Raw genomic sequence first — 20196 nt, 5'->3', positions numbered from 1 at the left:
ATGAGCCAAGCAATCAGCCAGGAAACGCCGATCATCAACTCGCGGGAGCTGCGCGACGCGTTCGGCGCATTCATGACCGGTGTGACGATCGTCACCACCGCGCGCGACGACGGCCAGCCGCTCGGCTTCACCGCGAACTCGTTCTCGTCGGTGTCGCTCGATCCGGCGCTGCTGCTCGTCAGCATCGCGAAGACGTCGAGCAATTTCCAGACGTTTTCCACGATCGGCCACTTCGCGATCAACATCCTCGCCGAAGGGCAAAAGGACCTCTCCAACACCTTCGCGCGACCGAGCGACGATCGCTTCGCGAACGTCGGCTGGCACCTGAGCGCGCATCGCAACCCGCTGATCGACGACGTCAGCGCGTGGTTCGACTGCACGACGCACGCGGTGATCGACGCGGGCGATCACGCGCTCATCATCGGCAAGATCGAGGCGTTCCATTCCGCCGGCTACGCGGGGCTCGGCTACTACCGCGGCGGCTACTTCACGCCGGCGAAGCTGTCGGCCGAAGTCATCGCCGGACCGAAGGTCATCGTCAGCGCGATCATCACGCGCGACGACAAGGTCCTGATGGTGAAGACGGCCGATCGCAAGTGGGCGCTGCCCACCCGGGAAATCGGCAACGCAGGCGCCGACAAGGCGCTCGCCGAACTGTTCCGGCAATACCAGCCGGACGCATCGGCAAGCTTCATCTATTCGGTCTACAACAATACCGAGACGCACTACCAGTACATCTCGTTCCTCTGCAGCGCACCGGACGAAGCGGCGGTCGCCGGCGAATTCGTGAGCCTCGACGACCTCGACGCCGACGCGTTCCAGGACAGCGCGCTCGCCAGCATGCTCGAGCGCTATCGCAAAGAGAGTCAGTTGAAGAGTTACGGCCTGTACTTCGGCGATCACAGCACCGGCACCATCCGCCCGCTTCTTTCCTGAAAGGTCACATCATGCGTTTTTCGCTTTTCGTCCACATGGAGCGCGTCTCCGACCAGACCAGCCAAAAGCAGCTGTACGACGAGATGGTCGAGCTGTGCCAGATCGCCGACCGCGGCGGCATGCATGCCGTCTGGACCGGCGAGCACCACGGCATGGACTTCACGATCGCGCCGAACCCGTTCATCAACCTCGTCGACCTAGCGAACAAGACGAAGCGCGTGCGGCTCGGCACGGGCACGGTCGTCGCGCCGTTCTGGCATCCGATCAAGCTCGCCGGCGAAGCCGCGATGACGGACATCATCACGGGCGGCCGCCTGGAGCTCGGGATCGCGCGCGGCGCGTACTCGTTCGAATACGAGCGCCTGATGCCGGGCCTCGACGCGTGGGGCGCAGGCCAGCGCTTGCGCGAACTCATTCCGGCCGTAAAGAAGCTGTGGGAAGGCGATTACGCGCACGGCGGCGAGTTCTGGCAATTCCCGTCGACGACGTCGTCACCGCTGCCGCTGCAGCAGCCGCATCCACCGATCTGGGTGGCCGCGCGCGATCCGAACAGCCACGAGTTCGCGGTGGCCAACGGCTGCAACGTGCAGGTCACGCCGCTGCACCTCGGTGACGAGGAAGTCGAGAAGCTCGTCGGCCACTTCAACGCCGCGTGCGCGAAGTTCAGCGACGTGCCGCGCCCGCAGATCATGCTGCTGCGTCACACCTATGTGGCAAGCAGCGAGGACGACGCACAGCTGGCCGCCGACGAAGTCAACGTGTTCTACAACTACTTCGGCGCGTGGTTCAAGAACGAGCGTCCGGTCAGCCGCGGGATGATCAAGCCGCTGAGCCGCGACGAAATCGCGGCGCACCCCTTCTACACGCCGGAAGCGATGCGCAAGAACAACGTGATCGGCACGCCCGCGGAAGTGATCGGGCGCCTGAAGGCCTATGAAGAGCTCGGCTTCGACGAGTACTCGTTCTGGATCGATACCGGCATGAGCTTCGAGCGCAAGAAGGCGTCGCTCGAGCGGATGATCCGCGACGTGATGCCGGCGTTCCAGTAAGGGGGCGATGCCATGAATGTGCAATTTCAGCTGTATATCGACGGGCAGTTCGGGCCCGGTGTCGCCACGTTCGGCAGCATCAATCCGGCGACCGGCGCCGTGTGGGCGCAGATGCCGGAAGCCCGCACCGACGAGGTGAACCGCGCGGTAGCGGCGGCCGGTCGCGCGCTGACCGATCCCGCCTGGGCGGGGCTTTCCGCGTCCGCGCGCGGCAAGCTGCTGTACAGGCTCGCCGATCTGGTCGAAAAAGCTGCACCGCGGCTCGCCGAAATCGAAACGAACGACACCGGCAAGATCATCCGGGAAACGTCGAGCCAGATCGCGTACGTCGCCGAGTATTACCGCTACTACGCGGGCATCGCCGACAAGCTCGAAGGCAGCAGCATCCCCGTCGACAAGCCGGACATGCAGGTGTGGCTCGAGCGGCAGCCGGTCGGCGTGGTCGCCGCGATCGTGCCCTGGAACAGCCAGCTGTTCCTGTCCGCGGTGAAGATCGGCCCGGCGCTCGCGGCCGGCTGCACGGTGGTGCTGAAGGCGTCCGAGGAAGCACCGGGACCGTTGCTCGAGTTCGCGCGCATCGTGCACGAGGCAGGATTCCCGCCGGGCGTCGTCAACGTCATTACCGGCTTCGGCCCGGAATGCGGCGCGGTGCTGAGCAGCCACCCGGGCGTGGACAAGGTCGCGTTCACCGGCGGCCCCGAGACCGCGCGCCACATCGTGCGAAACACGGCCAACAACCTCGCGAAGGTGTCGCTCGAACTCGGCGGCAAGTCGCCGTTCATCGTGTTCGCCGATACCGATATCCAGAGCGCGGTGAATGCGCAGGTCGCCGCGATCTTCGCGGCGAGCGGCCAGAGTTGCGTCGCGGGGTCGCGCCTGCTGATCGAGGCTTCCGTCAAGGAGCAGTTCCTTGCGCTGCTGGTCGAGCGTGTGTCGCGGATTCGCGTGGGTTCACCCAACGAGCGGGAAACCGAGTACGGCCCGCTGTGTACGGAACGGCAGCTTCGCAACATCGAGACGGTCGTCGAGAACTCGGCGCGCCAGGGTGCCAAGGTGCTCGCAGGCGGAAAGAGGCTGGAGCGCGACGGGTATTACTACGCACCGACGATCCTCGACTGCACCGGCGTTGCGCAAGCCGACAGCATCACGACCGAATTGTTCGGCCCGGTGTTGTCGGTCGACACGTTCGAATCCGAACAGGAAGCGATCGAGAAGGCAAACGGCACCGCCTACGGCCTCGCGGCCGGCATCTTCACGACCAACCTGACGCGTGCGCACCGCGTGTCGAAGCGCGTGCGCTCCGGCATCGTGTGGATCAACACCTATCGGGCCGTGTCGCCGCTCGTGCCGTTCGGCGGCTTCGGGCTGTCCGGGCATGGACGTGAAGGCGGCCTGAGCGCCGCGCTCGAATACACGACCACGAAGTCCGTGTGGCTGCGCACGTCGGACGATCCGATCGGCGACCCGTTCGTGATGCGCTGAGCGGCTACGCTTTCGCCGGCAGTATCGACTCAAGGCCGCAAGGGCCATGCCGCGCCGCGCGCGTCATCAGGCGCATGCGGCGACGCATGGCCCCGGCAATAAAGATGGAGACAGCATGACAAAGCAGGAAAGCGACGGCAGCGTTCTCGCCATCGAAAGCAACTCGATCGAATATGTTCCGCCGGAGGCGCGGCACGGCAAGCCGGCCGACCTCTTCACCCTGTGGTTCTGCACGAACGTCGCCCCGCTGGCCGTGATTTCCGGTGCGACGTCGGTACTGGTGTTCCACCTCGACCTCATGAGCGCGATTGTCGCGATCGCGGCCGGGCAGTTCTTCGGCGCGATCTTTCATGCGCTCACTTCCGCGCAGGGGCCACTGGTCGGCGCGCCGCAGATGATCCAGAGCCGCGCGCAATTCGGCCGCTACGGATCGCTGCTGGTCGTGTGCTTCACCACGCTGATCTATCTCGGCTTCTTCGTGTCGAACATCATTCTCGCGGGCAAGACGCTCCACACGGCGGCGCCCGCAGTGCCGGTGCCGATCGCAACCGTCATCGGCGCGGTGCTCGCGACGCTGGTCGGTGTGATCGGCTGCCACTTCATTCATCGCTTCAACAAGATCGGCGCGTGGTTCATGGGTGGCGCACTGCTGATCGGCATCGCGCTGATGGTGCCGGGCCTCGATGCGCGGATGTTCCAGCAGGGTCATTTCGATCTCGCCAACTGGTTCGCGATGTTCGGCTTGTGTGCGGTCTGGCAGATCAGCTTCGCGCCCTATACGTCCGACTATTCGCGCTATCTGCCGGCTTCCGCCGGATTCGGAAAGACCTTTGCGTACACGTACCTCGGCACGTCACTGGGGACGATCTTCGCATTCCTGTTCGGCGTGCTCGCCGTCAGCACCGGGCATTCGACGGACGCGATGCAGGCGATCCGCGAGCAGACCGGCGCGTTCGGCTACGTGCTGATCTTCCTGTTTCTGGTCAACATCATCGGCCACAACGGGATGAACCTGTATGGCGCGGTGCTGTCGTTCATCACCGCCGCGCAGACGTTCCGGCCGCACTGGGTGCCCGGCCGCAACGTGCGCGTCGTCGTGTCGGCGGTCCTGCTGGTGGCGTCGACCGCGGCTGCACTGTGGGCGTCGAGCAACTTCATCTCGATCTTCCTCAACGCGATCTTCGCGCTGCGCATCGTGCTGGCACCGTGGATCGCGATCAACCTGATCGACTTCTACCTGGTCAACAACCGCCGCTACCGGGTCACGGAAATCATCAGCAGCAGCGGTGGCGTGTACGGGGCGTTCAACGTCAGGGCCATCGCGATCTACGCGTTCGGGATTGCGGTCCAGGTGCCGTTCATGGAGGAGAGCTTCTTCCACGGCGCGTGGGCATCGGTTCTCGGCGGCGCCGACGTATCGTGGATGGTGGGCCTCGTCGTCACCGCGACGGTCTGCTACCTGTTCGCGTCGAAGGACGGTTCGCGTTCGCGCGGACGGTGCCCGGCGGGCGCCGGGGCTTTGGAATAACCGGGGAAATCGATCATGAACGAAGATGATGCGCTGTTTCAGAAGGGCTTGCCGATCCGCCGGGAAGTGCTCGGCCCGGAATATGTCGATGCGTCGATGGAAAAGGCCGACGCCTTCATGATGGCGTTCCAGCGCGCAACCACGGCATGGGCGTGGGGCTGGGCATGGGGCGATGAAACACTCGACCGCAAGACGCGCAGCCTGCTCAATCTCGCGATGCTGACCGCCGCCGGTCATACGAACGAGCTCAAGCTGCACGTGAAAGGCGCGCTCAACAACGGCGTGAGCGTCGATGAAATCAAGGCGACGCTGCTGCATGCCACCGCGTATTCCGGGATCCCGCACGGGCTCGGCGCGTTCAAGGCTGCACATGAAGTGCTGGTGGCCGAAGGGGCGTTGAAGTAAGCGAGCCGCTCGCGCGCGCGTAATGCGAGATCGCAACGACGCGGCGCACGCACACTGCGGTGGGCGTCCGCCGCGCCATGTACGCCGGCTCAATGCCGCCTCATTCCCCCGAACCCGTGCTCACCGCCGACGAACACCGGGCCACGGTGAAAGCCGGTGCCCATCGGAGCACCGACACGACCACGCATGCCCCCGTCGAAGTGGCCGACGTGACCGAAGTGGTCGAAGTGATGGCGATGATGGAAACGGTCGATGAAGACGAAGCTGACGCCCGTGCCGACGAACACCGCCGGTCCCCAGTACCACGGGTCGGCGTACGGATAGGCGGTATCCGGATACCACACGATGCTGCCGTCCGTGCTCTGCATCATCTGCCAGGTGCCGTCGCCTTGCCGGCACGCGCGCCCGACGATCTGCTGTTCCGTGCCGTCGATTTCCGCTTGCATGACGACCGCACGGCAGCGGGCGCCTTCGTCCGGCGAGTCGTCATAGGTTTGCGCAAGCACGCACATGGAGCAGCCGAGACAGACGACGCCCATCCCGACCCGAAACAAGTTGCACATGATCGGCTCCTGCATTGTTGCCCCCGACCACCCGAGCCTTGGCGTCACGGACGACGCGCGGCTTCGTATAGGGTCACCCGACCATTAGACGATGTGGCATGGCCGATTATTCCTGGGGTCGGGATACGCATGCGTGATGCACGAACCGCCGACGATCATGCGCGCGCCGAACGCCGGACGATGCAGTAGACGCCCGCCGCCATCACGCCGAAGACCACATGGGCGATCAGCGTGATCGCGCCGCGCACCGGAACGAACCACGGGAAGATCGCGGTGAACGCGTGCAGGTTGATACCGTAGAGCACCAGTCCGAACGCGCCGCCCGCCACCAGCGCGGCGCCGGGCGACAGGTTGCGCACCATCCTCGCCAGCACGGCCGTATAGGCAAGCGACAACGCGGCATGCACCAGCGTCGCCACGCCCATGATCGTCGGATCGAAGCCCGGGGACGCGCCGAGCACGGCTCGCCCCATCACGAGGGCGGCCGTCAGGCGCGCGTCGCGCAGCAGGTTGTGAAAGGGGTCTTCTCCGGCAATCGGCCAGAGCAGCAGCTCGATGACGGTCGAGCCGACCGCCGCGCCGAACGCTGCCCAGAGAATCGGGACCGGACCGTCCTGTTTCAATGGTGCTCCGCGATGGCCGCGCGCCGTGCGGACTTACAGCGGACGTTCGCAATCCGTCCAGTATGCGAACGGATCACGATGCTTCGGGTAGTGCTCGTCGAGCCACTTCAGCAACGTCGCACGCGCGTTGTCCAGATCGGCCTTCGACGACGACGTCGTCAGCTCGTGCACCTCGGCGGATTTTTCCCGATCCATCACGTAGCAGTTCCAGTCGGGGCCGTCGAGATCCGGGTCGTCGGACGCCTTCGACGACTTGCGCCAGCCGACCCCCTTGCGCGCATCGATGTAATAGCGCGGATGCACTTTCAGATACGACATCTCGCCGCCCTGCAGGCTGCTTTCCGCGCGCAGCACGTCGCGTTCGTCGACGATCTGCGTGACTTCCGGCAGCCGGCGCGAGCGCCAGCCGGCCGGCAGCGTCGCCGTCGCCCGCACGGCGTCGTACGGGCCCCACGTGAGGCCCCAGGCTTCGGCCATGCGCTTCATGAACGCATCCGCGCCCGGGTATCCGCGCAACTGGATTCTCGTCGACAACGTGACTTCGACGCGGCCGTCGGCGCCGGCGGGGTCGCCTGCCGCTTCGAACGGGTTGCCCGGGCGCGACGCGCGCTGCTGCGCGTCCGCGGGCGCCATGCCCGAAAACAGCTGGTCGAGCGCCGCACGCGCTTTCGACGACTTGTCTGGTCTATTCATTCCTCATTCCCTCTGCATTCGAACGGTTCAACACGCTCGATTCTCGTTAATCTGTCGGGTCCCGCAATTTTCCGCGGTCGCATTGTCGACGATCTGGTAGCCCGGGTCGAGCGGCGGCGCCGTCCGCGCCGCCTGCGTCGCCTGCGTCGCACACCTCGACGCCCGTGCCGCCTATCCCAGCGCGGCCCGCATCCGCTCCATCAGCGCGAGCACCTCCGGACGATTCTCGCCCTTCGCATGCACGAAGTGATACCTGAGCGGCGACTCGACCTCATGCCGGCTCACGCGGACGAGCGCGCTGCGCCTGAGATACGCATCCGCGAGCGGCGTTCGCGCCAGCGCCACGCCGAGCCCCGCCTCGGCCGCCGCGAGCACCAGGTTGTAGTCCTCGAAACGGCGATCCTGCGCGCGCGGCTTGAACGGTATGCCGAGCGCGTCGAACCAGGTGCGCCAGCCGGTCACGTCGGAGTCGTGCAGCAGCGGCATCTCGAGCAGCGCGGCGGCGTCGTTGCGACGGCGCCGCGCGGCCAGCTGCGCGGCGAGCCGCGGATGCGCGACCGGATGGAGCGTCTCCGGCATGAACGCGCTGGTTTCGAGCTGACGCCAGTTGCCGCGCCCGTACCGGATCGACAGATCCGCTTCGCCGGCGGCGATGTCCACATTGCGAAGTTCGATGCCGAGCTCGATGCGCAACGCGGGCGCCTCGCTCTCGAGCGCGTGCTGGCGCTCGAGCAGCCAGAGCTGCGCGAATGCCGGCACCACGCTCATCCTGACCAGTCGCGGCGTACGCGGCGAGCGCCACTGGTCGGCCGCGCCGTCGATGATCGCGAACGCCTGTTCGATCCGGCCGACGAAACGCTGGCCGTCCGGCGTCAGCCGCACGCCGCGCGCATGACGTTCGAACAACGCCATGCCAAGCCAGTTCTCGACGGCCGCCACGCGCCGGCTGATCGCGCCGTGCGTGACGCCGGACGCGTCGGCGGCCGCCAGGAACGAGCCCAGCCGCGCCACCGCACAGACGGTTTCCAGGCTGGCCAGCGGCGGCCGCGGGCCGGGTGCCGGCGCGACCGACGGCAGCGCGTCCGCCGCATGCTGCTGCGTGCGCGCCGGGCCATCGGCCCGGCGTCGCACCGAGCTGTGAGCCATATTCATACCCGCTGGTTGATCTGTGCGCTAGCTTAACATCTCGCGTCGCCACACCATTGCCGCATGAACACGCTTTCCTCCCCCTCGTCGCGCAGCGCGCGACTGCCGCTCGTCGCGGCCGGCGCGGTGGCGTTCACGATCGTCTCGTGGGCCTCCGCCTTCCCGTTCATCCGGATCGGCCTGCACGGGCTGGCCCCGCTGCAACTCGCGGCCGCGCGCTTCGCGACCGCGGCGGTGCTCGCGATCGCATGGCTCGCATGGCGGCGGCCTCGCATGCCGGCCAGACGCGACGCGTTGCGCTTTCTCGTCTGCGGCCTGCTCGGCATCGCACTCTACAACGCGCTGCTCAATACCGGCGAGCAGACCGTGTCGGCCGGCGCGGCGAGCTTCATCGTGAACACGCTGCCGATCTTCACGGCGCTGCTGGCGGCGGTGTTTCTGCGCGAACGCTTCAATCGCCGCGGATGGCTCGGTTCGCTGGTCAGCCTGGCCGGCATCGCCGTGATCGCGCACGGCCAGCCCGGCGGCCTCGTGCTCGGCTCCGGCAGCACGCTGATCCTCGGCGCGGCATTGTGTTCGGCCAGCTATTTCGTGCTGCAGCGGCGGCTGATTCCCGTCTACGGCGCGCTGCCCTGCACCGCGTATACGCTGCTGGCCGGTGCGCTGCTGCTCACGCCCTGGTTGCCCGGCGCGCTCGCATCGCTCGGCGGCGGCGGCGCGTCACGCGACACGGCACTCGCCGTCCTGGTGCTCGGCATCTTTCCCGCCGCGCTGGGTTACGCGACCTGGACCTTCGCGCTCGGCTACTTCGGCGCGGCGCGCGCCGCCAATTTCCTGTACCTGACACCGGCCGTCGCGACGGTGTTGTCGATGGCGCTGACAGGCGAGCGGCCCGGCATCGAAACGTTGTGCGGCGGCCTGCTGGCGATTGCCGGCGTGATATTCGTGGCCTTGCGCGGACGGACGTAGGCATGCGGCCGCGCCGGACGGCAACGGCGGGCCGGACGAGCCGGCAGTGGGCCGAACCGGCCTCGTCATCTGCAAAGCAGGACGCGCACGCTGCGCCGGTCGACCCGCCGCGATTCGTCGACGCCGCCGGGCTCGACCGTTAGTTGCAACAAGCGGGTGGCGGCATCTCGAGCAGCGCCACGGCGATGAAACTGTGCAGACGAATCGACCGAACAGTGCCGGATTGATTGCGTCGCGCTGTCCATGGTCATCGGAATCGGCCCGATCGAATAATCGAAGCAATCGACGGCGCAAGACGCTCACACCTGCGCGACGCATCGCGAAACGGCTGCGCCATCGCATCACATTTGCGCAAGGCCGGGCAATTCGCGGAAGCGGGCGCAAGCGCGTTCGGATATATTCATACGAATTGCGTGTCGCCGGACGCAATCGCCCGCTCGCTCGTGCGAGCCCCGGGCGACATGCAAGCCGGGCCCGTCACGGGTCACGGAGATTCGTCCGGCACACCGACCGCCTCACAAGGGCGCGCGGCAAACCGGACGGCACCAGAAATATCAATCAACGGAGATGGCAGATGGAACGAAGCACTGTCGGCATGCGCTGCAAACCCCTGATCACCGTCGCACTGGCCGCCGCCGCATTTGCGGCCGCGTCGGGCGCGATGGCCGACCAGGTCGTGAAGATCGGCAGCGTCGAACCGACGACGGGCGGCATTTCGCACCTCGGCAAGGACAACGAGAACGGTGCGCGCCTCGCGGTGGAAGAAATCAATGCGAAGGGCCTGACGATCAGCGGCCAGAAGATCACGCTGCAGCTCGACGCGCAGGATGACGCGGCCGACCCGCGCCAGGCCACGCAGGTCGCGCAGAAGCTCGTCGACGACAAGGTCGTCGCCGTCATCGGCCACCTGAACTCGGGCACGTCGATCCCGGCGTCGAAGATCTACAGCGACGCGGGCATCGTGCAGATCTCGCCGTCCGCCACGAACCCGACCTACACGCTGCAGGGCTTCAAGACCACGTATCGCGTGGTCGCGACCGACGCGCAGCAAGGTCCGGCACTCGCGAGCTACGCGCAGTCGAAGGGCGTGAAGAGCGTCGCGGTGATCGACGATTCGACCGCATACGGCCAGGGCCTCGCGAACGAATTCGAGAAGAAGGCGAAGGCACTCGGCCTGAAGGTGCTGTCGCACGACGCGACCAACGACAAGGCCGTCGACTTCCGCGCGATTCTCACCAAGGTCAAGGGCGAGAACCCGGACGCGATCATGTACGGCGGCATGGACGCCACCGGCGGCCCGCTCGCGAAGCAGGCGAAGCAGCTCGGCCTGCGCGCGAAGATCCTGTCCGGCGACGGCGTGTGCACCGACTCGCTCGCCCAGCTGGCCGGCCCGGCCGCCGACAACGTGCTGTGCTCGCAGGCGGGCGCGGCGCTCGAGAAGATGCCGGGCGGCGCGGCGTTCCTCGCCAAGTACCAGAAGCGCTTCAACCAGGGCATCAAGTTCGATGCGCCGTTCGCGTACGACGCGGTCTACATCGCGGTCGACGCGATGAAGCGCGCGAACTCGACGGACCCGGCGAAGATCCTCGCCGCGATGCCGTCGACGAAATATGAAGGCGTGATCGGCACGACGACGTTCGACGCGAAGGGCGACCTGACGCACGGGATCATCTCGATCTACGGCTACAAGAGCGGCAAGAAGACCTTCCTCGACCAGGTGAAGATGTAACGCCTCGCGACGCCGGCACGACGGGAACGCCACCCGTTTGCGCCGGCGTCGCGCGGGGCCGATTCAAGTTTTGCGGAGACGAGGCGACATGTGTGCAATGGCGTACGCGGAATTTCAACAGGAGTTGAAGAAAGCGCAGTTGACGGCGCGCGAGTTCGCCCGGCTGATCCGGATGAACGAAAGTTCCATCACGAACTATTCGAGCAAGGGCACCGTCCCTTCCCACCTCGCGGTCATCGCGACACTCATCGGCGCGCTCGCCGCGCACGAGATCGATTTCCGGCACGTGATCGGCAAGACGGGCATCGAGCCGAAACGGCCGCGCGGCGTCGGCGCGTTTCCGGTCGCGGACAAGCCGCGCACGCGAAAGACCGCGAAAGCCGGCTCCTGAGCCGCAGCGGTCGGTAGCGGTCGTCGGTGCCGCTCGACACCGTCACGCGCGCTGCCGCGCCGCGCTCGCGGCCCGCCCGTCACGCCGCCGCACGCACGTGCTCGAGCAGCGCCTGCAGCGGATGACGCACCTGCCGCGCGGACATGCGCTTCACCTGGCTGCGGCACGAATACCCGGTCGCCAGCGCTTCACCCTCCTCTTCGGGCGCATCGACATGCGCGGCCCACGATTGCGCATAGATCGTGCGCGACGTCTGCAGGTTGCGCGCCTCGTGCCCGTAGGTCCCCGACATCCCGCAGCACCCTGCCGCCTGAACCGCCAGGCGCAACCCGCGACGCGCGAACACCTGCGCCCACTGCTTGCCGCTGTCGGGCGCGTTGGTCTTCTCGGTGCAATGCGGCAGCAGCCGGTACGCTGCCGATACGCCGTGCGCGCCCGCCCCGGCCTCCGGCATCGCATCCAGCAACCACTCCTGCGGCAGCGCGACCTTCGGCACGTCGGCGAGCCCCGTCACCTTCAGGTATTCCTGCCGATACGTGAGCGTCATCGCCGGATCGAGGCCGACGAGCGGGACACCCGAGCGCGCGAGCGCGGCCAGTTGCGTCGCGTTGCGAATCGCCGCCTGCTCGAACGCGCGAAGAAAGCCCTGCACGTGCAGCGCCTTGCCGTTCGGCGCGAGCGGCGCGAGCCACACCTGGAAGCCGATACGCGCGGCCAGTTCGATCAGCGTCGCCAGTTGCTCGGTGTCGAAATAACGCGTGAACGTGTCCTGCACGATGACGACGCTGAGTGCGCGCTGCGCATCGCTCAACGCGGCGAGCGCCTGCGGCTCGGCCGGCCGCACCTTCCATTGCCGGATCACGGCCGCGAGGTCGAAGCGGCTCAGGAGCGGACTATCGACCATGCCGACGTGCCGCTCGAGCAGCGTGCGCACCCAGCCGGCGCGCATCAGGCCGTTGTACAGCGCGGGCACGCGCGCCATCCACGGCATCGTGAATTCGAGCGAGCCGATCAGGTAGTCGCGCAGCGGCCGCAAGTAGCGCTGGTGATACAGCTCGAGAAAGCGCGAGCGGAACTCGGGCACGTTGACCTTGACCGGGCACTGCCCCGCGCACGACTTGCACGCGAGGCAGCCGGCCATCGCGTCGTACACCTCGTGCGAAAAGTCGGCTTCGCCGTTGCGCGCCGCGCGGCTGTTGCGCCAGCGTTGCGCGAAACCGCGCAGGAACGGCTGTCGCGCACGCGCGGCCGCGACGACGTCGACGCCGGCCTGTCCTTGCAGACGCAACCATTCGCGCATCAGCGACGCGCGCCCCTTCGGCGACTGCACGCGTTCACGCGTCGCCTTCCACGACGGGCACATCGCATCGTCCGGATCGAAGTTGTAGCACGCGCCGTTGCCGTTGCAGTGCATCGCCGTGCCGTAGCTCTGCCACACGCGCTCGTCGATCTGCCGGTCGTGATCGCCGCGCGTGGGCACCTCGTCGATCTTCAAGAGCCGCAGCGTGCGCGCCGGCGGCGTCGCGATCTTGCCCGGGTTGAACTGGTTGTGCGGATCGAACGCGGCCTTCAGCTGCTGCAGCGACGGATACAGCTCGCCGAAGAACGCCGGCGCATATTCGGAGCGCACGCCCTTGCCGTGCTCGCCCCATAGAAGGCCACCATGCCGCTGCGTGAGTTCGGCCACCGCGTCCGACACCGGCCGCACCAGCGCGGCCTGCTTCGGGTCCTTCATGTCGAGCGCCGGGCGCACGTGCAGCACGCCCGCGTCGACGTGGCCGAACATCCCGTACTGCAACCCGTGGCCGTCGAGCAGCGCGCGGAATTCGGCGATGTACGCGGCGAGATTCTCGGGCGGCACCGCGGTGTCCTCGACAAACGGCTGCGGGCGCGCCTCGCCCTGCACGTTGCCGAGCAGGCCGACCGCGCGCTTGCGCATCGCGTACACGCGCTTCACCGCGTCGTCGCCGGTCGCGACCGTGTGGCCGAGGCGCTCGACGCTCGTGTCGGTGCGCAAATGCTCGACGAACGCACGCACGCGCGCATCGACGTCGCCGGCGTCGTCGCCGCAGAATTCGATCAGGTTGATGCCGAGCGTCGGACGCGCATCGTCCTGCGGGAAATACTCGGCCACGCTGCTCCACACGAAGTCCTTCATCGCGAGCATCAGCACCTTCGAGTCGACCGTCTCGATCGACAACGGCTTGAGTTCGAGCAGCGCGCGCGCATCGCGCAGCGCGTCCATGAAGCCGGCGTAGCGCACGTTGACCAGCACCGAATACTTCGGGATCGGCAGCACGTTCAGCTTCGCCTCGACCACGAAACCGAGCGAGCCTTCGGCGCCGCACAGCACGCTGTTCAGGTTGAAGCGGCCGTCCGGTTCGCGCAGGTGCGCGAGATCGTAGCCGGTCAGGCAGCGATTGAGCTTCGGAAACTTCGCGTCGATCAGCGCGGCCTTTTCGTCGCTGATGCGGCGCGCGGTGCGATAGACCTTGCCGACCCGGTCCTGCCGTGCGCAGCGGCGTTCCAGTTCGTCGTCCGCGAGCGCGTCGCTGTGCAGCTGCTCGCCGCCCATCAGCACGAAGTCGAGCGCGAGCACGTGGTCGCGTGTCTTGCCGTACGTGCAGCTGCCCTGCCCGCTCGCGTCGGTGTTGATCATCCCGCCGACCGTCGCGCGGTTCGACGTCGACAGCTCGGGCGCGAAAAACAGGCCATGCGGCTTCAGCGCGGCGTTGAGCTGGTCCTTGACGACGCCCGCCTGCACGCGCACCCAGCGCTCGCCGGCGTTGATCTCCAGGATCCGGTTCATGTTGCGCGACAGGTCCACGACCACGCCGTCGGTCAGCGACTGCCCGTTGGTGCCCGTGCCGCCGCCGCGCGCCGCCACCGCGACGTCGCGGTGCGCAGGTTCGGCGAGCAGGCGCGCGAGCAGCCGCACGTCGTCCGCATGCGCGGGACAGATCACCGCCTGCGGCAGGCGCTGGTAGATCGAGTTGTCGGTCGCCTGCACGGTCCGGTTCGCATGGTCCGCGCGGATTTCGCCGGCGAATCCGGCCGCCTGGAGGGCGGCGAGAAAGTCGCGGTAACGAGCCTCGGGCGGGCTGGCGGGACGGGGCAACGGAGCGATCGGCATGGGATGAAAGCGCAATGTGGAGGGAGCCGGTGCGCGGCCTCGATCGAAAACATGAGTTTTGAGCAAGATTCCACGCAGCCCGGAAATCCAGTATCGTGCGAATCAGCGCGAGAAACAAACGAATTCTCCCCCGGCAAAACTTGCATAAAACTCATGAATTACCGTCGCCTGACCCCGTCCATGTCGCTGCTGTTGGTGTTCGAGGCCGCCGCGCGCCACGAAAGCTACACGCGTGCGGCCGACGAGCTGTCGCTGAGCCAGAGCGCGATCAGCCGGCAGGTCCAGACGCTCGAGGATCAGCTCGGCGTGCCGCTGTTCCGGCGTGAAGGCCGCTCCGTGAAGCTGACGGAAGTCGGCCGGCGCTACTTCGTCGAGCTGAGCGGCGCGCTCGGGCGCATCCGCGGCGCGACGCTGCAGGCGATGTCGCACCAGGCCGGCGCCGGCACGCTGCGGCTCGCGACCTTGCCGACCTTCGGCTCGAAATGGCTGCTGCCGCACCTGCACGATTTCTATGCCGCGCATCCGGGCGTGACCGTGCACCTGCATTCGCGGATCGGCGGCATCGACTTCCATACCGACGATCTCGACGCGGCCATCACCGTCGGCGCGGGCGACTGGCCCGGCCTGCACGCGCACCGGCTGTACAACGAGTTCCTGATCGCGATCGCGAGCCCCGAGTCAGCCGCGCGCCGCAAGGCGGCTCCGCGTGCGCCGGCATGGGCGGCCGGGCAGACGCTGCTGGGCGTGACGAGCAATCAGCACGCGTGGGCCGAATGGTTCTCGCATTTCGGGCTCGATCATCGCGAGATGCGCATCGGTCCCAGTTTCGAGCTGACGTCGCACCTGATCCAGGCCGTGCGGGCGGGAATGGGGATCGGCCTCGTGCCGAAGGTGCTGGTGGAAGACGAGCTGAGCCGCAACGAGCTCGTGTCGATCGGCGACGCGATCACCAGCCAGCGCAGCTACTACCTCGTGTATCCGCCGGAAAACGACACGCTGCCGTCGCTGGTCGCGTTTCGGGAATGGCTGCTGAAATCGTGCTGACGTGCAGGCAGCCGCGCGGCGCGCTCACGCGCGCCATTCGTCGAGAATCTGTTCGGCGAGGTAGTCGCACAGCGGGCGCGCCGATTGCGCGCTGCGCGCCAGCACGACCTCGACCGCGTCGAGCGGCGGCAGCCCTTCGTTCTGCGACAGCCGGACGAGATGCGCGGGAATGCTGCAACGCGCGAGCGGCGCGATCGCGAGGCCGGCCTCGACCATGCTGAGCAAGCCGAGGAAGCTCGGGCTTTCGTATGACATCCGGAACGGAATCTTCTGCCGGTTCAGCGCCTTGAGCGCGTGATCGCGCGCCATGCTGCCGTGCGTGAAGAGCGCGACCGGCAGCGGCCGCTCTTCCCATACGTTGCGTTTCGCCGAGCCGGTCCACACGATCGGCTCGCGCCGCACCAGCTCGCCGGTCACGCCCTTGATGCGCGTGAGGCAGGCCAGATCGATGGTGTTGTCCTTCAGCATCGGCACCAGCGCGCTGCTCGGCTGGCCGATCACGCGCACTTCGACGCGCGGATGCATCGCGGCGAACTTGCCGAGCACCTGCGGCAGCAGCGACGAGATGTAGTCGTCCGGCACGCCGATCGTCACGCGCCCGCGGATCTCCGGCCGCACGACCGACGCCCACGCCTCGTCGCGCAGCGCCAGCATCCGGCGGCCGTATTCGGCGAGCATGCGGCCGTCGTCGGTGGCCGTGACGTTGCGCGTGTCGCGGATGAACAGCGGCTTGCCGAGTGCATCCTCCAGCGCCTTGATCTGCATGCTCACCGCCGACGGCGACCGGTGCACCGCCTGCGCGCCCTGCGCGAACGAGCCGGACTCCGTCACGGCCACCACCATCGCCAGCACATCGAGATCGAGCTTTTTCATGTCATTCAGAAAATCTGATCAATCGATTCAGTTTATCCCGTTTTACTGTCCTCCTCCAACGCCGGACAATGGACGTCATCGACATTCATCGCGGGAAGCTGTAACCATGCATACCTCCGGCTCGCTCTACGGATTCCTGGTCATCGGCGGCATGCTCGCGATCACGCCGGGGCCGAACATGGTCTACGTGATGTCGCGCTCGATCGCGCAAGGGCGCACCGCCGGGCTGATTTCGCTGGCCGGCGTGACGGTGGGCTATCTGTTCTACATGTTCGGCGCCGCGTTCGGGATCACGACGCTGTTCCTGAGCGTGCCGTACGCGGGCACCGTGCTCGGCGTGGTGGGCGCCGCGTATCTGCTCTACCTCGCGTGGCAGGCTGTCCGGCCCGGCGGCCGTTCACCGTTCGAGGTGAAGACGCTGCCGAACGAGCAGCCGCTGCGGCTGCTCGCAATGGGCGCGACGACCAGCGTGCTGAATCCGAAGCTCGCGATGCTGTTCGTGTCGCTGCTGCCGCAGTTCATCGATTACCGGCAAGGCAGCGTGTTCGGCCAGTCGCTCTTTCTCGGCTCATTGCTGATCGCGGCGTTCGTGTCGGCGAACGGACTGGTCGCGATCGGCTCGAGCCGCATCGCGACGTTCCTGCACGGGCGGCCGGCGCTGCTGCTCGCGCAACGCTGGGCGATGGGCGCGGTGCTCGGCGGCCTCGGCGTGCAGATGCTCGTCGAGGCGTCGAGCATGGCGGCTGTGGCGTGACGGCTGCGACGAACGTACCGAGGTACATCGCGCCGCCGCGCGTTCACTTCGTCAGCAATTCGGCCTCCAGGTCGCGCAGCCGCTCCGGAAACCGCACGCGCAGCGCCACGAACCACGCGAGCCCGACCGCCAGCAACGCGACGAACACATAAGGCAGCCATGCATAGACGCCGTCCGGCACCGGATACACGCTGCCGGCGAGCGGAATCGCGAGCAGCACGACCGCGACGACGCTGATCGCGACGTGCCGCGCGCGAAGCCTGCGTTGCCGACGCAGATAGAGCGGCGCGCCGATCGCGACCAGCACATAGGCGAGCAGCCAGCCGTAGGTGGCGATCGAGCTGAGATAGCCGTACGAATCGAGCAGCGCCGTGCCGCGTGCGGTCAGCACCAGCGCCGTCGCCAGCGCGAGCACCGCGATCAGCGCGACCGCGACGTGCGGCGTCGCGTTCGTCTCGTGCGCGCGCCCGGTCGACGCATGCAGCACGCCCTGCCGCCCGAACGTATAGACGATGCGCGCCGCCGCGTTGATCGACGAGAAGAACGCCGCGAAGAAACTGAGCGCCACCCCTGCGTCAATCAGCACCCCGACCCACCCGGCGCCCAGCCGATGCGCGAGCACCGCGAGCGGCCCGTCGACGCGATCGAGCGGCGGCGTCTGCCCGTGGAACGCGCCGACCATCCCGTACGCGCCCACCACGAACAGCAGCGCCGGCCCGACCACGCTGATCAGCACCGCACGCGGAATCGCGCGGAACGGGTCGCGCGCCTCGGCGCCGAGCACGGTCGCGCTCTCGAACCCGGTGAAGCTGAAGAACGCCAGCACCATCCCGAGCTGCAGCTGCGTCGGCTTCACGCCTTCGAGCGTGAGCTGCGCGCGATCGACGGGATGACCGCCGAATGCGATCGTTCCGATCACGACGGCGGCGATCAGCAGCAGCGTCGCGAGCTCGACGAACAGCGTGAAGCGCGTGGACAGCCGGATGTCGCGAAACGCGATGTACCACGCGGCAAACGCGGTGACGACCGTGAGGCCGAGCACCGTGCCGAGCGGCGTGGCGCCGCCGAGCAGCCCCGTTTCGCGGCCGAGCACGAGAAACGTGTTGATCGTGCCCTGCAGGATGCCCGCCGCGGCCACCGCATAGGCGATCAGCAGCGACCAGCCGCAGATGGCGCCCCAGGTCGGCCCGATGCCGGCCGACACGTATGCATACAGCGCGCCCGGCGACGCCGAATCGCGCGCGAACACCGAGATGCTCCACGACGAGAACAGCAGCGCGACGATCGCGAACAGGTACGCGAGCCAGGTGCCGTTGCCGGCCGTCGCGAACACGGCGGGAATCAGCACGCCGATCCCGCCCGACACGCCGACGAGGCCGATCGACTGCGCGATCAGCTCGGGCAGGCTCAGGTAATTGCGCCGCAGGCCGCCTGCCTGCGGCGCGGTGCTCGGCGCGGGCAGCGCCTGCGCGGGTGTGGCTGGATGGCTCATCGATTCACCTTGTCATGATTGGGGCGGCGCGGCGTGTGCCGCGTCCGTGGCATGGCCTCGACGCGGGCCGCTGCGTGCGCCCGTACGAAAATGCGCCGCGGCGCGCATCGGAACGACGTCGCGGCAGCGACGCCGGCGCGGGTTCGTCAGTTCCACGAATGGCGCGCGGGCTTCACGCCGTTGAGGTAGTAGTTGCCGATCGCGTGGTATTTCCAGCGCACGGGATCGTGCAGCGTATGCACGCGCGCGTTGCGCCAGTGGCGGTCGAAGTTGTATTTCGCGAGCGTCGACTTGCTGCCGCCCAGTTCGAACAGCTTGCTCGCCGCGAGCAGCGATACCTCGGTCGTCGCGATCTTCGCCTCGCCGACGGCGATCGCGGCCTGCGCGACCGTGTCCTCGTCAGGCTCGCGCTTCGCGACGTCGACGAAGCGCCCCGCGCGCGCGAGCAGCGCTTCGGCCGCATGCACGCGGTACGCGATATCGCCGATCTGCGCGATCGTCAGCGGGTCCTCGCTTGCGCGTTCGACGCCGCTGTCGATCCAGGGCCGCGCATGCTGCTGCACGAATGCGATCGTGTCCTGCAGCGCGGCACGCGCGATGCCGAGATCGATCGCGGCCGTCGTGATCTGCGCGAACGGGCCCGCGAAGGTCGGGCGATCGTACGAACGCTGCGTGTGAAAGATCTCGAACGCGCTCACGCGCACGTTCTCGGCGATCACCGTGCCGCTCGCGGTGGTGCGCTGGCCGAAGCCGCTCCAGTCGTCGACCACGGTAAGCCCCGGCGCGCCCTGCCGCACGAATGCAAGTACCGCCTGGTCCGCCTCGTCGAGGGCCAGCACCGGAATCCAGTGCGCGAACAGCGTACCGGTCGAGTAGAACTTGCGGCCGTTCAGCACGAATCCGTCGCCGTCGCGGCGCACGCGCGTCCGGATGTCGAGCACGTTCTTGCCGCCCGCTTCCGAAAACGCGTTGCCGTAGCGCGCGCCCTTCAGCACGAGATCGAAGAAGAAGCGTTTTTGCGCATCGTTGCCTTCGAGACGAATATCCTCGATCAGGCAGTAGTGATTCTGCGGAATCTGCCCGATCGACGGGTCCGCCTGCGAGACGATCGCAATCACTTCCGCGAGCGTGACGTTCGACACTTCCGCGCCGCCGTATTCGCGCGGCACGGTGATCCCCCACAGTCCGCTCGACGAGAACAACTCGATTTCGTCGTACGGCAGCTTCCGTTCGCGATCGCGCAGCGCCGCATGTTCGGCGAGTCGCGCCGCGACCTGATGCGCGACGTCGAGCGCTTCGCCATCGGAGCCGATGACGGGAACCGGCGCAGCGTCTGCTTGCGGCCGCGTGTGTTCTTCGATGATTTCCGTGGACATGAAGTTTCCG

At 67.3% G+C, this 20196-nt stretch carries 18 protein-coding genes; 10 read left to right on the top strand and 8 right to left on the bottom strand.

What is annotated here, in order from left to right:
- From DID99_RS27855 to DID99_RS27835, 5 genes are all read left to right on the top strand, one after another.
- Entirely contained in the window at positions 1 to 936 is a 936-nt protein-coding gene (locus DID99_RS27855; protein ID WP_124489304.1) for a flavin reductase, read from the top strand.
- 11 nt (positions 937 to 947) lie between these two features.
- A complete protein-coding gene (locus DID99_RS27850) occupies positions 948 to 1985 on the top strand; it encodes an LLM class flavin-dependent oxidoreductase (RefSeq protein ID WP_124489305.1) in 1038 nt (345 codons plus the stop codon).
- A 12-nt stretch (positions 1986 to 1997) separates the two neighbouring features.
- Positions 1998 to 3467 carry an aldehyde dehydrogenase gene (locus DID99_RS27845; protein ID WP_124489306.1) on the top strand — a complete coding sequence of 490 codons (1470 nt, stop codon included), beginning with the start codon at positions 1998 to 2000 and terminating at the stop codon, positions 3465 to 3467.
- A gap of 115 nt (positions 3468 to 3582) precedes the next feature.
- On the top strand, positions 3583 to 4995 hold the full coding sequence (locus DID99_RS27840) for a cytosine permease (protein ID WP_124489307.1): 1413 nt from the start codon (positions 3583 to 3585) through the stop codon (positions 4993 to 4995).
- A gap of 15 nt (positions 4996 to 5010) precedes the next feature.
- Positions 5011 to 5400: a carboxymuconolactone decarboxylase family protein gene (locus tag DID99_RS27835; RefSeq protein WP_124489308.1), complete on the top strand. Its 390-nt coding sequence runs from the start codon at positions 5011 to 5013 to the stop codon at positions 5398 to 5400.
- 89 nt (positions 5401 to 5489) lie between these two features.
- On the opposite strand, the gene DID99_RS27830 is transcribed toward DID99_RS27835, so the two are convergent.
- The 4 genes from DID99_RS27830 to DID99_RS27815 form a co-directional block, all read right to left on the bottom strand.
- Positions 5490 to 5963, bottom strand: coding sequence for a hypothetical protein (locus DID99_RS27830; RefSeq protein WP_044848656.1), 474 nt, complete (start codon positions 5961 to 5963; stop codon positions 5490 to 5492).
- Between the two features lie 155 nt (positions 5964 to 6118).
- Entirely contained in the window at positions 6119 to 6586 is a 468-nt protein-coding gene (locus tag DID99_RS27825) for a sodium:proline symporter (RefSeq protein WP_124667926.1), read from the bottom strand.
- Positions 6587 to 6619: 33 nt separating this feature from the next.
- Entirely contained in the window at positions 6620 to 7279 is a 660-nt protein-coding gene (locus tag DID99_RS27820; RefSeq protein WP_124667925.1) for a nitroreductase, read from the bottom strand.
- 171 nt (positions 7280 to 7450) lie between these two features.
- Positions 7451 to 8431 carry a LysR substrate-binding domain-containing protein gene (locus tag DID99_RS27815; RefSeq protein ID WP_124489312.1) on the bottom strand — a complete coding sequence of 327 codons (981 nt, stop codon included), beginning with the start codon at positions 8429 to 8431 and terminating at the stop codon, positions 7451 to 7453.
- Between the two features lie 57 nt (positions 8432 to 8488).
- Between DID99_RS27815 and DID99_RS27810 the strand changes: the two genes are divergently transcribed.
- From DID99_RS27810 to DID99_RS27800, 3 genes are all read left to right on the top strand, one after another.
- Positions 8489 to 9394, top strand: coding sequence for a DMT family transporter (locus tag DID99_RS27810; protein ID WP_124667924.1), 906 nt, complete (start codon positions 8489 to 8491; stop codon positions 9392 to 9394).
- 574 nt (positions 9395 to 9968) lie between these two features.
- Positions 9969 to 11123 (top strand): branched-chain amino acid ABC transporter substrate-binding protein, encoded by a 1155-nt coding sequence (locus DID99_RS27805; protein ID WP_124667923.1) that lies wholly within the window; start codon positions 9969 to 9971, stop codon positions 11121 to 11123.
- A gap of 88 nt (positions 11124 to 11211) precedes the next feature.
- Entirely contained in the window at positions 11212 to 11514 is a 303-nt protein-coding gene (locus DID99_RS27800) for an XRE family transcriptional regulator (RefSeq protein ID WP_124489315.1), read from the top strand.
- Between the two features lie 79 nt (positions 11515 to 11593).
- Here the strand turns inward: DID99_RS27800 and DID99_RS27795 are convergent, their stop codons facing one another.
- Positions 11594 to 14647, bottom strand: coding sequence for an FAD-binding and (Fe-S)-binding domain-containing protein (locus DID99_RS27795; protein WP_124667922.1), 3054 nt, complete (start codon positions 14645 to 14647; stop codon positions 11594 to 11596).
- A gap of 153 nt (positions 14648 to 14800) precedes the next feature.
- Here DID99_RS27795 and DID99_RS27790 point away from each other — a divergent pair, with 153 nt between their 5' ends.
- Positions 14801 to 15691, top strand: coding sequence for a LysR substrate-binding domain-containing protein (locus DID99_RS27790; protein WP_124667921.1), 891 nt, complete (start codon positions 14801 to 14803; stop codon positions 15689 to 15691).
- Positions 15692 to 15715: 24 nt separating this feature from the next.
- Here DID99_RS27790 and DID99_RS27785 read toward each other — a convergent pair whose 3' ends face one another.
- Positions 15716 to 16564 carry a LysR substrate-binding domain-containing protein gene (locus tag DID99_RS27785; RefSeq protein ID WP_124530024.1) on the bottom strand — a complete coding sequence of 283 codons (849 nt, stop codon included), beginning with the start codon at positions 16562 to 16564 and terminating at the stop codon, positions 15716 to 15718.
- 106 nt (positions 16565 to 16670) lie between these two features.
- On the opposite strand from DID99_RS27785, the gene DID99_RS27780 reads away from it, so the two are divergent.
- Positions 16671 to 17318, top strand: coding sequence for a LysE family translocator (locus DID99_RS27780; protein WP_124667920.1), 648 nt, complete (start codon positions 16671 to 16673; stop codon positions 17316 to 17318).
- Between the two features lie 43 nt (positions 17319 to 17361).
- Here DID99_RS27780 and DID99_RS27775 read toward each other — a convergent pair whose 3' ends face one another.
- Together DID99_RS27775 and DID99_RS27770 are read right to left on the bottom strand one after the other, a co-directional pair.
- Positions 17362 to 18810, bottom strand: a complete 1449-nt coding sequence (locus tag DID99_RS27775; protein WP_124667919.1) for an APC family permease — start codon at positions 18808 to 18810, stop codon at positions 17362 to 17364.
- Positions 18811 to 18956: 146 nt separating this feature from the next.
- A complete protein-coding gene (locus DID99_RS27770; RefSeq protein WP_124667918.1) occupies positions 18957 to 20186 on the bottom strand; it encodes an SfnB family sulfur acquisition oxidoreductase in 1230 nt (409 codons plus the stop codon).
- Positions 20187 to 20196: the final 10 nt, after the last annotated feature.

The sequence above is a fragment of the Burkholderia sp. Bp8986 genome, from assembly GCF_003854225.1.
Taxonomy (GTDB): domain Bacteria; phylum Pseudomonadota; class Gammaproteobacteria; order Burkholderiales; family Burkholderiaceae; genus Burkholderia.
This window is presented reverse-complemented; position numbering and strand designations above follow the sequence as displayed.

Excerpts from the sequence above, each read along its gene's own strand:
- DID99_RS27785 (WP_124530024.1), bottom strand. The coding sequence starts at position 16,564 with ATGAAAAAGCTCGATCTCGATGTGCTGGCGATGGTGGTGGCCGTGACG.
- DID99_RS27855 (WP_124489304.1), top strand. The coding sequence starts at position 1 with ATGAGCCAAGCAATCAGCCAGGAAACGCCGATCATCAACTCGCGGGAG.
- DID99_RS27850 (WP_124489305.1), top strand. The coding sequence starts at position 948 with ATGCGTTTTTCGCTTTTCGTCCACATGGAGCGCGTCTCCGACCAGACC.
- DID99_RS27800 (WP_124489315.1), top strand. The coding sequence starts at position 11,212 with ATGTGTGCAATGGCGTACGCGGAATTTCAACAGGAGTTGAAGAAAGCG.
- DID99_RS27770 (WP_124667918.1), bottom strand. The coding sequence starts at position 20,186 with ATGTCCACGGAAATCATCGAAGAACACACGCGGCCGCAAGCAGACGCT.
- DID99_RS27790 (WP_124667921.1), top strand. The coding sequence starts at position 14,801 with ATGAATTACCGTCGCCTGACCCCGTCCATGTCGCTGCTGTTGGTGTTC.
- DID99_RS27835 (WP_124489308.1), top strand. The coding sequence starts at position 5,011 with ATGAACGAAGATGATGCGCTGTTTCAGAAGGGCTTGCCGATCCGCCGG.
- DID99_RS27810 (WP_124667924.1), top strand. The coding sequence starts at position 8,489 with ATGAACACGCTTTCCTCCCCCTCGTCGCGCAGCGCGCGACTGCCGCTC.
- DID99_RS27820 (WP_124667925.1), bottom strand. The coding sequence starts at position 7,279 with ATGAATAGACCAGACAAGTCGTCGAAAGCGCGTGCGGCGCTCGACCAG.
- DID99_RS27815 (WP_124489312.1), bottom strand. The coding sequence starts at position 8,431 with ATGAATATGGCTCACAGCTCGGTGCGACGCCGGGCCGATGGCCCGGCG.
- DID99_RS27840 (WP_124489307.1), top strand. The coding sequence starts at position 3,583 with ATGACAAAGCAGGAAAGCGACGGCAGCGTTCTCGCCATCGAAAGCAAC.
- DID99_RS27845 (WP_124489306.1), top strand. The coding sequence starts at position 1,998 with ATGAATGTGCAATTTCAGCTGTATATCGACGGGCAGTTCGGGCCCGGT.
- DID99_RS27780 (WP_124667920.1), top strand. The coding sequence starts at position 16,671 with ATGCATACCTCCGGCTCGCTCTACGGATTCCTGGTCATCGGCGGCATG.
- DID99_RS27805 (WP_124667923.1), top strand. The coding sequence starts at position 9,969 with ATGGAACGAAGCACTGTCGGCATGCGCTGCAAACCCCTGATCACCGTC.
- DID99_RS27775 (WP_124667919.1), bottom strand. The coding sequence starts at position 18,810 with ATGAGCCATCCAGCCACACCCGCGCAGGCGCTGCCCGCGCCGAGCACC.
- DID99_RS27795 (WP_124667922.1), bottom strand. The coding sequence starts at position 14,647 with ATGCCGATCGCTCCGTTGCCCCGTCCCGCCAGCCCGCCCGAGGCTCGT.
- DID99_RS27830 (WP_044848656.1), bottom strand. The coding sequence starts at position 5,963 with ATGTGCAACTTGTTTCGGGTCGGGATGGGCGTCGTCTGTCTCGGCTGC.